Origin of the sequence: Burkholderia sp. S171, assembly GCF_009766085.1 — a bacterium.
In the GTDB taxonomy this organism is placed as follows: domain Bacteria; phylum Pseudomonadota; class Gammaproteobacteria; order Burkholderiales; family Burkholderiaceae; genus Caballeronia.
This window is the reverse complement of sequence record NZ_LMUF01000001.1, coordinates 12,502-25,731: the sequence shown is the minus strand read 5'-3', so window position 1 is coordinate 25,731 and position 13,230 is coordinate 12,502. Positions and strand designations below refer to the sequence as shown.

The window sequence follows — 13,230 nt, the reverse complement described above, 5'->3', positions numbered from 1 at the left end:
AGGGAGGCGTTCACGCGTTCACGCGCTCACCGGTCCAGCCGGTCGAACTGGATACGGGGGTCGACGAGGACATAACAGACGTCCGCAATAAGCTTGGTCACAAGACCAATCAGGGTGAACAAGTAAAGCGAGCCAAGCACGACGGGGTAGTCGCGCCGGATCACCGAGTCGTAGGAAAGCTGGCCCATGCCATCGAGCGAAAACAATGTCTCAATCAACAGGTTGCCATTGAGGAATGCGGCCACAAACGCTGCCGGCAATCCGGTCAGGAGCGGAATCATCGCATTGCGCAGCACGTGTTTCCAGAGCACGTCGCGTTGTGGCGCACCTTTTGCGCGCGCGGTCAGCACGTATTGCCGGCTGATCTCTTCGAGGAACGTGTTCTTGGTCAGGATCGTGACGATCGCAAAGTTACCCACCACCGAAGCCGTCACCGGCAACGCGATGTGCCACAGATAATCGAGCACCTTGCCCGCGATGCTGAGCTGGTCGAAGTCGTCGGAGGTAAGGCCGCGCATGGGGAATACCTGCCATAGCGTGCCGCCGCCAAACAGCATCAGCAGCAAGACGCCGAGCACGAAACCGGGAATGGCGTAGCCGGTCAGCACGAGCACGCTCGTGGCGGTGTCGAACCGGGAACCGTTTCGCACCGCCTTCGAGATCCCCAGCGGCACCGCAATAAGGTAAGTCAGCAACACGGTCCACAGCCCCAACGTAATGGAGACCGGCAGCTTCGAACGAATCACGCCCCACACACTTTGATGCTGGTAGTACGACTGACCGAGATTGAAGCTCGCATAGTTCTTAAGCATGCTTACGTAGCGCACAAGCGGCGGCTTGTCGAAGCCGAATTGCTTCTTGAGTTGCTCGACCTGCTGCGGGTCGACTCCCTGGCTGCCGTGATACCCGCCGGCCCCGCCGCCCTCGCCGTGGCTTCCGCCATGGCGCATCTGGATCAGGATCTGCTCGACCGGTCCACCCGGCACGAATTGCGTCACGACGAACGTCAGCGTGACCACGCCGATCAACGTGGGGATCATCAGCAACAGGCGTCTGAGGATATAAGCGGCCATGGCAATCTCAGTGTGTTGAAGCAGCCGTAGCGGCACCGGACGGCGCCTTAACGAACCAGTAGTCGATCAGCCAGTCCTCTGCAAGATAAGAAAGCGGCGCAACCGGGGGATAGCCCATTCGCGACCGATAGCCTACTCGCGTAGTCGGTGCATAGTACTCCGGCACAATGTAATACTCGTTGATCAGGATGCGATCAAGCGCGCGCGTGGCCGTCTCAAGATCGCTTAGCGTCTGCGCTTTCAACGCCGCGTCGATCATCGCATCGGCCGCCTTCGAACGGACGCCCGGGAAATTTTCCGAACCCGGCTGCGACGCCGCTGCGCTGCCGAAGCGGCGCGTCAGTTCGCCGCCCGGAATAGTGACGGGTGCATAGATATACGTGGTCATGTCGAAGTCGAATGCGTCCATGCGTTTCTCGTACAACGCGCTGTCGAGTTCCCGCAGATGCGCCTGTATGCCAAGCGTCTGCAACTGCTGGATATACGGCAGGACGACCTTGTCCATGCCGGGTTGGTCATCCATGATCTCGATGGTCATCGGCGTGCCGCTGGCGTCGCGCAACGCACCGTCACGATACTGCCAGCCCGCTTCGTTCAAAAGCGACTGAGCTTCACGCAAATTGGCACGCAACGAATGGGGCGGCACCGTGTCCGGCTGCTTCAGCATGGGGCCGAACACGGCAGCCGGAAGCGTCGAACGATACGGTTCGAGCAGCGCCAGTTCCTTCGCATCCGGCACGCCCTGCGCGCCAAACGGGGAGTCCTGGAAATAGCTTCCCGTGCGGCGATACAGATTGTAAAAGCCCATCCGGTTCAACCAGTCGTAGTCGAAGGCAAGCGTCAGCGCGCGACGCACACGGGCGTCCGCGAACTGCGGTCTGCGCGTGTTGATGACCAAGCCCTGCATCTGCGCCGGACCGTCGGGGAACTGGCTCTTCCTGAGCGACCCGTTGCTGAAGTTCTTGCCGATGTACTTGCGCGCCCAGGTCGAGGACGAATACTCCGCGCGCATATCGGTGTGGCCGGCTTTGAAATCTTCCAGCGACGTGTAGGCGTCAGTGAAGAGCCGGAACGTGATGCGCTGGAAGCGATACATGCCACGACGCGACGGCAGGTCGGCGGCCCAATAGTCTGGATTGCGCCTGTAGGTGATCTGCTTGTCGTTCTTGCGTTGCTCGATCAGATAAGGACCGCTTGCCACCGGCGGCACATCCGATATCTGATCGAACGGTGGCCGCGTGCCGTCCGCTTTCATGCCCCACTTTGGCGAGAAGATCGGCAGGTCCCCCGCGATCAGCGGTGCATCGCGGCGCGCTTCCTTGAAATCGAAGCGCACCGTCAAGCGATCGACCACGGTTGCGCGGCTGATGTTCGCGAACTGCGAGTTGTAGATTGGGGAGGCCTGACGGCTCGCCAACGTGTCGTATGAATACTTCACGTCGGGGGCTGTGATCGGGTCGCCGTTGGAAAAACGCGCGTGGGGATTGATATGGAACGTGGCCGACTTGCCGTCCGGAGCCACCTCCACGTCATCCGCAATCAATGGATACTCGGACGCGAGTTCATCCCAGCTTCGCTGCATCAGCGTGTCGAACATCATGTTCTTCAGGTCGGGCGCCGGCGCGCCGCGGACCAGGAAGGGATTCAATGAATCGTAGCTTTGCTGTTCGTCCCAGTTCTGGAAACTCATGTCGCCGTTAGCGGGCGCGTCCGGATCCGCATAGTCGAAGTGCGTGAAGTTCGCCGGATACTTTGGCTTGTCGTATTGCGCGATCGACGGTCTCGCGAACGCTTGCGATGCAAGGAGCAGTGCCGCACACCCCAGCGTGATAAAGCCTTTAATGCAGCCGCTATTCATCGTTGTTTGCCGCCGGCGCCCACAGCGCGCCTTTCAGGGGATGATGCGGTTCGTTCATAACAAAGCCTGAGGAATGAAACGGGCGGGTGCTTCGTGATGACAATACGCGTGACTCTCGCCGCGTGCATGTCGAGTGGCCGGGCCGCGCACCGCGCACCGCGCTCAATGCTTGATGATGTACAGGTCTTCGCTGCGGTAATGGTCCATCGGGTTCTTCGTGGAATAGCCCCCCACGTAACTTTTGACCAACCGTACCAGCGTGTATTGCAGCAACGGCAGCATAGGATAGTCTTCCATTGCAACCTTGGCTGCTTCGGTCTGCAATGTCTGACGCGTGGCCGGGTCGGTGGAGTTGGACGCCTGGCGCATCAGCGCATCGGCTTTGGGGTTGCACGCCTGGTTGTCGTTCTGCTCGGAACCGCATTGAACCAGCGTGAGGAAGGTGCTTGCGTCGTTGTAATCCGCTACCCAGCCATTGCGTGCGATCTGGTAGTCGCCGTCGTGCCGCTTCTTGAGCAGCACCTTGAATTCCATCGCCTGTATTTCAGTATCCAGACCCAGTTTCGTCTTCCATTCGGACGCCGCGAAGATCGCCATCTTCTTGTGATACTCACTCGTATTCATGACGAACTGCAACTTGGTCCCAGGTTTCACGCCCGCCTCGGCCAACAGCTTTTTCGCCTCGTCCACGCGCTTCGCCATGGGCCACGAAGCCCAGTCGTACGCACTGACGTCTGCGCCCTTCACGCCTTTCACGATGACGCCATACGCCGGGATCTGGCCGTCGGCCGTCACACGCTGAGCCAGGATGTCGCGGTCAATGACCATGGACAGCGCCTTGCGCACACGCACATCCTTCAGCAACGGGTCCTTGTTGTTGAACGAGTAATAACGCAAGCCGAGCATGGGTGCCGCGCGCATCTCGTTCGGATATTCCTGTTTGTAGCGGGCATAGGTCCCCGAGGGAAGCTGGTTCACCCAGTCGTCACCGCCGGACTTGTACAGATCCACGTCCGAGTTTTCGTCTTCCACGGGAAGGTACGTGACCTGATTCAGTTGCACGTTCGCGGCATTCCAGTACTGCGGGTTTTTCGCCAGCACGAGGCGGTTGTTCACTTGCCAGTCTTTCAGCATGAATGCGCCGTTGCTGACCAGCTTGCCGGGTTTGGTCCAGTCGTGGCCATACTTGTCGACGGCCGCCTTGTTCACCGGCCCGAAGTTCGTATTCGACATCAGGTCAGGCAGGAACGGCACCGGGTACGGCGTTTTGATCTCGACCGTGTACGGGTCGAGTGCGCTCACGCCAAGGGACGTCACCGGTTTCTTGCCAGCAACAATATCTGTTCCATTGAGCAGGAACATGCCGTACGTGGTCGCGTACGGCGAAGCGGTTTTGGGATCGACGAGACGCTGGGATCCGTAGACAAAGTCGGCGGCAACAACCGGCTCGCCGTTGGACCACTTCGCATTCTTTCGCAGATGAAAAACCCACGTGGTGGGGTCTTTCATCTCCCACTTTTCCGCGACGCCGGGAACGGTTTCGCCATCGGAACGGGTTGCCGTCAGACCTTCAAACAGATCGCGCGCGACGGTGTTCGCCGGCACCGATTCCGCCACGTTCGGATCAAGTGTCTCGACTTCCGTGCCGTTGTTGCGCACCAGTTCCTGCTTCGCGGCGAGTTGCACGCCGGGAGGAATGATTGCCGCCTGCACGGCGCCGGTGAGCAAAACGCCGCCCACAGCAAGTGCCGCGGATGCACGGCGAAGACGGACTGAACGATAAGGACGTGGCGCGAAAAACATCTGGAAACTCCCGGTATTTATTACTTCCGCGCTTGGGCGTTGACTGCGGCCATGAGCGCGTCATGCGGTGAGGCGTCGAAAGATCGATGTTTGAATCGAAGAGCCCCGAATTGTCGAAAACAAGGTCGCTCCCGCGCCGCATGACATGCGCGGGAGCGACCATTCCATCAGTCAAACACACTACAGCGACATCAGAACTTGTACGTTGCGCCGACCTGCGCGAAACGGCCAATGTTCGTGTAGATCGACTGGTCGTAGCCATTCTGATCCAGCGTGCCATTTGCAAAGACCGCATCGTACGGCGGCGCACGATTGAAGATGTTGTCGATACCGCCGAAGATCGTCCAGTGCTTGAAGCCCGTGTACGTCATCATCAGGTTGAACTGGCTGTACGAACCCGCGTGGGACGGCCCGGCGGCAACCAGGTTTTGCGCGTACGGACCCGTGAACTGCCAGGTCAGCGCTGCGTCAAACTTGTTGTACGCCCAGTCCAGGGTGGTGTTGCCTTTCCAGCGCGGGAAGCTGCCGCCGAACGGCTGCGTGAGGGTGTAGTCATTACCTGCACCATTCACCGGCGACTGACCCGGCGAGCCGAGCTTGAAGCTGTTGATGTAAGCCCAGTCAGCGGACAAGGTGAACGTCCCGGTCTTCGTCGGAAGCGACTGGCGGAACGTGCCTTCGAAACCGTTCGTATCCAGGTAACCCAGGTTCATGTACGGAATAACCTTGTACAGCAGATTCCCGTTCGCGTCGGTTACGGTCTGCGAAGGCGAGCCCTGGCCGATCACGTTATCGACACGAATCTTGTACCAGTCCAGGCCGATATCGGTCGTACGGGTGGGCGACAGTTGAAAGCCGATGCTCAGGTTCTTCGTGCGTTCGGCTTTCAGGTCCGGATTGCCTTCCGTGATCGACGTGTAGTTCTGGCCGGTGGCCTGATCGACCTGAATACCCATCGTTTGAGAGTTGCTGTTCTCTACGAACGTCGGCGCACGGAAGCCGCGGTTGTACGAGGTGTACATCGTCAGTGCCTGAACCGGCTGATAGCGCAACGCGAAACGCGGCGAGAACGCACCACCGACATCGCTGTAGTGGTCATAGCGGCCCGACTGGCTGAACGTCAGCGCGCGCACGATAGGAATATCCACCTGGTAATACACGGCAGCTACGTTGCGCTGACCGTTCACCGTCTGAAGATTCGGGCTGATGACCTGGCCCGTTTCGAATGCCGCACCCGGGTTCATCACTTCGCTCTGGTGCGTGAACTGTGCACCGAAACCGAGACCTACGTCACCCGCTGGCAGACTGAAGAGGTGGGGCGTGGACAGCGTCGCGTCAACGGTATCGAGCTTGGAGATCGCCAGGTTGTTCGCATCCTGGTACAGCCCGTTGAGGCCGTTCGGCGTAGCCGCGGGATTCGAGAAATCGAACGTCCCGTTCTGATAAATATTGGTCAGTGCCGCGGTGTTGAGCTGGTTCGTATAAGTGTTCGAAACCGTGCTTTGCGAGTGACTGACCGACGTTGCCCAATCCCACTCGCCGTTCGGCAGGTTGAACGAGCCCTTGATGCCTGTCGACGCGCGCCAGTAGGTGGCATACGTGTCTTCTGCTACCGCGCCCGGGAACGCATACGTGAGCGGCGTGGCGACCCCGAACGGGTTGTACTGATTGCTCGCCGGCACGGTGAAGTTGAACGGCGAAAGCAGCTTGGTCTGCGGATTCCACACGAGTGCGGGAACCTGCGGATTGCCGATAACGTTGTTCCAGAGACCATCGTTCGTCGTGGTCTTGTTGCTGCTGATCAGGAAGTCGCCAAACGCGGTCGTCTCGTCGTTGATCTTGAAGTCAGCGTGGAGCTTCGCGTTCAAACGCTCGGTCATCGGCGCGATAGACGTGCTTTCTGCAGAGTTGTAGCCGCAGATCGTGCCCGGCAATCCTGCCGTCAGCGAGTTGGTGCCTGCGGGATGCACCGCGCCGCCGTTTGCACAGCCGCTCAATGCCTGCACGCTGCCGTCGGGCATATTCCAGTACGACGGCGCGAGCAACGAATGGCCGCCCGGCTGATTGGTGAAATCCTGAGCGCTCGTCGCGTCGCGGTCAGCAAGCGTGAAGCCGTTCGACTTGTAGTAACTTGCCGCGGCCGTCACGTTGAAGCGATCGGCGTTTAGGTCGCCAAAGCCGGCGAGCACGCCGAATTTGGTCGTGCCCGCGCCGCCGCCCTGGCTGATGGCGCTGCCGTAGCTGCCGTCGAGTTGCAGCCCTTGGAAGTCGTGCTTTGTGATGATGTTGACCACGCCCGCGATAGCGTCCGAACCGTATTGCGACACGGCGCCGGTCTTCACGATTTCGATGCGGTCAATGGAGTTCAACGGCAACGTATTCAAGTCGAAGAAGGAGTCGACGCTGTTCGAGAAGAACGCGAACGGCGCGACGCGCTGTCCATCCACCAACACGAGCGTGTACTTTTCGCTGAGGCCGCGCAAGGCAATACCTGCAGCGCCTGCGGCAAAGTTGCCGGACTGGCCTTCGCCCCAGCTATTCGCCGAGTTGGCCGAGGTCGTGCGCAGATAGTCAGCGACGGTCGTGGCGCCGCTTTCCTGAATGTCTTTCTGCGAAATCGTCTGGACTGCATTGAAGCCGACTTTGTCGGCGCTACGAATCAGCGACCCGGTCACTTCAAATTTCTTGATTTGCTGGACGCCTTTTTCAGCAGTCGGTGTCGCGGTGTTGTTGTCCGCAGTGGGTGTTGCAGCAACGCCTGATGCAGGCGCCGCCACTGCTGCTGCCGGCGCGCTTTCCGTCGTCGTCGCGCCCGCCGCCGTACCCGTGGTGGCCGGCTGGCTTTGCGCAAACGCCGGTACGGCGATTGCGGCTGACAAAGCTAGCTCAGCCCAGACTATTCTTTTGATGGCCAACGCCAATGCCCGTTGTTTCATTTTTCCCCTTCTCGCTCGTCAATAAGGCCACAGCTGTGTGTGAAGAGAGGTCTTATGGACCTCTCCACTCGATATACGGCGTTCTTGCGCCGCGCTCCGTTAAAGCAGACCCGCGCTTCTACCGCCCCGCAATCAGGTCAATAGCGATCCAAATTGCAAATGCAGATAGAAAGACGGGACACTTCAGATACTTCAATATCGGACTACTTATCTATTGCAAACGAAATGCGCAGCGCTTTCTATTTTTTTAACTTCAACTAATTTCCATGATGGACAGGACAACGCCTCTCCATCAGCCCAACCTTACATTTAACGATAAGTAATGCTTACAACAATAGGAGAAGTGGCTTCAACGAAAACACGCACTAAAAGCACCTAGAACAATCTTGGCGTGCCCACCCATACAATCATTGCTTCTTCGCGAGCGGTATTGCACCAGGCGTGAGGCACGGTGGACTCGAAATGTGCGGTGTCACCTGCTTGCAATACGAACGTTGTACCTTCTAACGTGAGCGATAACTGGCCGCTCATTACGTACAAAAACTCTTCCCCTGCATGTGTCGTGACTTCCGATGGGTTCTGTCCCACCGGCATCTTGACGAGAATCGCTTCCAGCTGCCCACCAACCGACAAGTTCGTCAGCCGGCCAAAAAGATTCGCAGTTCCATCGAACCCGAAGTACTCCAGCTCGCTTCCTCTACGCACTGACTTGTCTTCGGTTGGCGTGTCAACGAAGTACTGCACTGTGACACCTAGCGCTCGCGCAATGCCCACCAGCGAAGTAATGGAAGGCGTTGCATGACCTCGTTCCACCTGGGACAAAAAGGGCTTTGAAATCCCCGCACTCGTCGCCACTTCATCCAGCGTGCGCTTGAACCGTTGGCGCAGTGCGCGAATTTTGCTTCCTATGGAAACTGCGATCTGTGCCTTGTTATCGAGTGGCAAAACCATAGCAAGACAGAATCCCGTAGTCAAAATTAGTTTGTATACCAAACTATGTTTTATTGGATGCAACACCCTCCCTGGGACACGTGCCCTATGCCCGGTTAGTTGCCGCGCCAGGTGATTCAATCAATGCGATCGTCGGGATACTTTCGCACTTGACTGCCGTTCGTCGAACACCTTCATTCCATACGGCGAGCAGGTGCCACCCGGTCAATGCACGCCTGGTTCGGCGGCACTTCACAGGAGAGGACATGCTAGAACCGCGGTGCCGTTATTTCGACGCCACCATCACCCACAACCGAGCGAGGTCGGCTGAACCATCGGAGCCCTTCACCGCACGGAAGGTTTGCACTGCACGGGCTTTGTCGCCTGCCACGTAGTAAGCCACGCCGAGATGCAACTGTGCCTGGTCAGGGTGATCGAGCCCACCCTTCGCGATCGCCGCTTCCATAGCTGCAAGACCCTGCTTGGTTTGACCCGCGAAGACCTGGTTGAATGCAACGTCGACCGGCGCTACAGGGTTCGCCGGATCAGCGGGTGCCTGCGCCCGCTTCGCGGCTAGCGCCTGCAAACGCTTTTCGCGATCCGCTTGTGCATCGTGGCCCAGAACGCCCGATGTGAATCCTTGATCGATCACCTGCTTGCCCTCGGCCGTGGTACCCGCCACGATCGCGAGCTGGGTCATCTCCATGTAGTCGTCGACAGTGCTAAGCGAACCGGTCGCGCGACGCAGCCGATAGGTATCGATATCAAGCGACGACGAATAGCCCGGCTTCGCGCGGATCGCTTGAAACAGATCGTCCCAGTAAGACTGCTTCGGGTGATAAGCGACCAGTTTTTCGAGCGCACCGCGGTACGTAGTGTCGTCTTTTACACGCTGCGCGCACGTGCCGAGCAATTGCAGTTGTGACTCGTCGGGCGCGTGGCCGGCACGCGCTTGCGCATCGACCGCGGGCTTGAGCAAGCTCACTACATTGCCGCAGTCATTCGACAGGTAGTAGGACTGGACGAGCAGCGTACGCATATCGGGATCGCCGCCGCCTGACTTCTGATAGCGCTGCGCGACCTTGATAGCCTGTGCGTAGTTCTTTTGCTCGAAGTAGATACCGGCAAGCGCCGCTGTGGTGCGTTGTTCGTCAGCGCCGGTGAGACGCCCTGAACCGAGCAACGTTTCATAGGCTTGAGCCGCGACACCATTGTCACCCGCCGCCGCCGCTGCAGCACCGCGCATCTCTTCGACCATGTAGCTTTCATAGGGCGTCTTGCCCGGCACGGCAGCCGCCTGATCGATCTTCGTCAACGCATCCTTGTACTTGTGCGCACGATACAGATCCTGCGCGGCGTTCAGCGGCTTCGCCACATCCGGCCGCAAGGTGTCCGCGGCATAAGACGTGACCGGCAGCACGGCGAGCGCGGACAGTCCACAGGTAGCGGCCGCAATGACCGCGCGTTTGAACCGTTGATGGATCGTTAGCATTCCACTTCCCTATTGCATGTACTGCTCATTGCCGATCAGGCCGATTTTCGTCGCGCCCAGTCGTTGCGCGGACGCCATCACGGCCGCCACATCCTTGTACGGCACCAGCTTGTTAGGCCGCAGATGTATCTCTGCTTGCACCGGTTCGGCAGCCACTTGTGCAAGCTTGGATTCGAGCGCCGCACGGTCCGGCACAGGTTGACCATTCCAGGTCGTGGTGCCGTCGAAGTCGATATCGATCTGCACCACTTCCGGCTGCGTGATTGGCGGCGGCGGATTGCCGACCGGCAAGTTCATCTTGATGGCGTGCGTCTGAATTGGAATGGTGATGATCAGCATGATCAGCAACACCAGCATCACGTCAATCAGCGGCGTGGTGTTGATGTCGACCATCACTTCCGGTTCAGCGTTGCGACCGCCCGACGATACGTTCATTCCCATGATCGTCCCCTTCTAGCCACCGCGCGCAGGCGGCTCAGTAATAAACGAAACCTTGGCGATACCGGCGCGCTCGCACTCGGTAATGACCCGGCCGATGAACTCATAACGCGCGCTCTGGTCGCCACGAACGTGCACTTCCGGTTGCGGCGTCTGGACAGATACGGTTTTCAGGCGTGCCAGCAGCGTCGGCCCATCCACCTGCTTCTCGTTCCAGAAGAAATCGCCGTCGCGGTTGACCGCAATGACGATACTTTTCGGTGTGGTCTGCAGCGGCTGGATCGTCTCCTTCGGCAGTTGCAAAGGTATCGTATGCGTCACCACCGGAATCGTGATCAGAAAGATGATCAGCAGGACCAGCATCACATCGACAAGCGGCGTGGTGTTGATACTGGAGATGACCTCGTCGTCATCATCTTGCCCAACGCTCATAGCCATGGCGAACTCCGCTTATTGGGCCAGCGCTGCTTCGCGAGCCGAAGCGCGCGTCGAGCGCCGGCTGCCGGCGAGCAGGACCGTGTGCAGTTGTGCGCCGAACGCACGAACACGTTCCATGACCGACTTGTTGCGGCGAACCAGGAAGTTGTAGCCCAGCACGGCCGGCACGGCCACGGCAAGACCGATCGCGGTCATGATCAACGCTTCACCCACCGGACCCGCGACCTTATCGATCGAAGCCTGGCCGGCGATACCGATTGCCGTCAGCGCGTGATAAATCCCCCACACGGTCCCGAACAGACCGACGAACGGCGCTGTGGAGCCGACGGTGCCGAGGAAAGCCAGGCCGTCCTGCAGACGATTCGATACGTTGGTGATCGCACGCTCAACCGAGGTATCGATCCACGTGTTGCGGTCGACGGCTTCGAGCAGTGCTTCGTTGTGGTGTTCGCCTGCCTCGATTGCCGTTTCGGCGATGAAGCGGAACGGTGACGCTTCGTCGAGCAGCTTCGCGCCTTCGACTAGCGACGGCGCCGTCCACAACTGTTCGTCGGCGCTCTTCGCACGACGGTTTGCACGGAACTGCTCGAAGAACTTGGTAATCATGATGTACCAGCTGCCCATTGACATGAGCACCAGCAGGATCAGCACGAAGCGTGCAACAAAGTCACCGTTCTTCCAGAGTGCGCCGAGACCATACGGGTTGTTGACCGTTTCGGACGTAGCCGGCTGGGGCGGCGGCACGGCTTCGTCTGTTGCCAACCCGGCCGTTTCTGGTGCGGCGGTAGGTGTGGCAGTCGCGGTAGCCGACGCGGTGGCGTCGCTAGCTTGCGCGTGGGCCATGTGCGGTGCCACAAAGGTATCCACCGTGGTTACGGCGAACAACAGGGTTGCCGCCAATGCGGCGAGAGTACGCTTTTTCATGCCTGCTCCAAGTTCATTAGTACAACTTCTAAACCAAGACTGATAAATCGCTACCGGTACCGGACAGCATGTGGGTTTCAGTTCAGGTTAAACGAGAACGGAACTTGCACACGGACAGCCTGGCCTTGGGAAACGCACGTGAACTGCTTGACCGCATTGAACGCAGCGCGATCGAGTGAAGAATCCTCCGCCGACTTGGCAACGCGTTCATTCGTAATATGGCCCTGCGGGTCGACTACAAATTCGATCAGCACATCACCCGTCACGTTGTTCTCCTGCGCTTCCTTCGGGTAGCGAATCGACGAACGGATCTGATCCGAGTTCGGGCATACAACCCCGACTTCAGTGCTCACGGGCTTGCTCGGCGCGGGCGGTGCCGGTGGTGCGGGCGGCGCCACGGCGGGTGCCGATACGACCGGCGCGGCTTGGTGCGTGATGGTCGGCTGGGGCGGCGTTTGCACCTGCACTTCCGGCGGCGGCACGAACGGCGGCGGCGGCGGTGCAAACTTCGGCGGCGGCAATTGCACGGTGGGTAACGGCGGAGGCGGCGGCGGCTTCACCGGCTCGATGATTTTCGTTTCGATAGGATGCTGGATGACCTGTACGACCTTGGTGGCAAGGCCGTTGATGAGTGCGTAGATCAACACGATGTGCAGGAGCAGGACAACTGCGATTCCGCCGAAGCGTCGTACTGGGTTTTGCTGCTTGCGCCCAAACTCACGGGGGCGTCCTGGCCTCTCCATACGGGCCGTTGCTGCCGGAAATTGCCCTTCGACTTTAGTACCCACCTTTACTCCTCCGGCGTGAACCGTTCATTTCTGTAACTGCAGTGCGCTTGCATACGGCAACCAACGCTCACTTCGGTCCACCGTCTCCTTCGCTTCGACCCTTGATTTGCACTCCGAATTTATGCTGCAGCGCGCAAATCTGATGAGATGTCACGGGCACGGCTGTGCGTTGCCCCAACGGCTTTTCACGACGCTGAACGATCATCTCAGTGGATTTACGACAAATTAAATTCGGCTTGCTCGTTTCGGCCTGACATTAACCTCTGAAGACAATTTGAACGAAGCGCGCGAGGGCTCCATAAACTCCACGGCTCCTAAACTCTTTTTGAGATTGTCACCGGCGTTTCATGGGATGCGAAGATAACAGGACAAAAAATGCACGGTCAAACTTTATTTGATGGCGGCATACCAGGTTTAGAGAGAACACTCTAACCAATGCCGTCTTTGGACCGCTTTAAAAGAATAAGCCGGTGCTCAAACAGATATGTGTGCGTCTCTCGCAACTCGTTAATTGGGATGCAGCCACTATTGAGGCGGTCCGTGGCGCGCT

The 13,230-nt window shown here is 58.8% G+C and carries 10 protein-coding genes; all 10 read right to left on the bottom strand.

From position 1 onward, the window contains the following. Positions 1 to 26: 26 nt before the first annotated feature. Complete coding sequence (locus GSQ93_RS00095; RefSeq protein ID WP_158933666.1) at positions 27 to 1,073, bottom strand: microcin C ABC transporter permease YejB; 1,047 nt, start codon at positions 1,071 to 1,073, stop codon at positions 27 to 29. A gap of 7 nt (positions 1,074 to 1,080) precedes the next feature. Beyond that, entirely contained in the window at positions 1,081 to 2,931 is a 1,851-nt protein-coding gene (locus GSQ93_RS00090) for an extracellular solute-binding protein (RefSeq protein ID WP_158933665.1), read from the bottom strand. Positions 2,932 to 3,093: 162 nt separating this feature from the next. Beyond that, positions 3,094 to 4,734: a peptide ABC transporter substrate-binding protein gene (locus GSQ93_RS00085; RefSeq protein WP_158933664.1), complete on the bottom strand. Its 1,641-nt coding sequence runs from the start codon at positions 4,732 to 4,734 to the stop codon at positions 3,094 to 3,096. Between the two features lie 191 nt (positions 4,735 to 4,925). Further along, entirely contained in the window at positions 4,926 to 7,670 is a 2,745-nt protein-coding gene (locus tag GSQ93_RS00080; RefSeq protein ID WP_158933663.1) for a TonB-dependent receptor, read from the bottom strand. A gap of 375 nt (positions 7,671 to 8,045) precedes the next feature. Next, entirely contained in the window at positions 8,046 to 8,621 is a 576-nt protein-coding gene (locus tag GSQ93_RS00075; protein WP_158933662.1) for a helix-turn-helix domain-containing protein, read from the bottom strand. A 265-nt stretch (positions 8,622 to 8,886) separates the two neighbouring features. Continuing rightward, a complete protein-coding gene (locus GSQ93_RS00070) occupies positions 8,887 to 10,092 on the bottom strand; it encodes a lipopolysaccharide assembly protein LapB (protein WP_158933661.1) in 1,206 nt (401 codons plus the stop codon). 9 nt (positions 10,093 to 10,101) lie between these two features. After that, on the bottom strand, positions 10,102 to 10,533 hold the full coding sequence (locus GSQ93_RS00065) for a biopolymer transporter ExbD (protein WP_158933660.1): 432 nt from the start codon (positions 10,531 to 10,533) through the stop codon (positions 10,102 to 10,104). A gap of 12 nt (positions 10,534 to 10,545) precedes the next feature. Then, positions 10,546 to 10,968, bottom strand: a complete 423-nt coding sequence (locus GSQ93_RS00060) for a biopolymer transporter ExbD (protein ID WP_158933659.1) — start codon at positions 10,966 to 10,968, stop codon at positions 10,546 to 10,548. Between the two features lie 12 nt (positions 10,969 to 10,980). Then, positions 10,981 to 11,892 (bottom strand): MotA/TolQ/ExbB proton channel family protein, encoded by a 912-nt coding sequence (locus tag GSQ93_RS00055; RefSeq protein ID WP_158933658.1) that lies wholly within the window; start codon positions 11,890 to 11,892, stop codon positions 10,981 to 10,983. Between the two features lie 77 nt (positions 11,893 to 11,969). After that, a complete protein-coding gene (locus GSQ93_RS00050) occupies positions 11,970 to 12,635 on the bottom strand; it encodes an energy transducer TonB (protein ID WP_174254559.1) in 666 nt (221 codons plus the stop codon). Positions 12,636 to 13,230 lie beyond the last annotated feature (595 nt).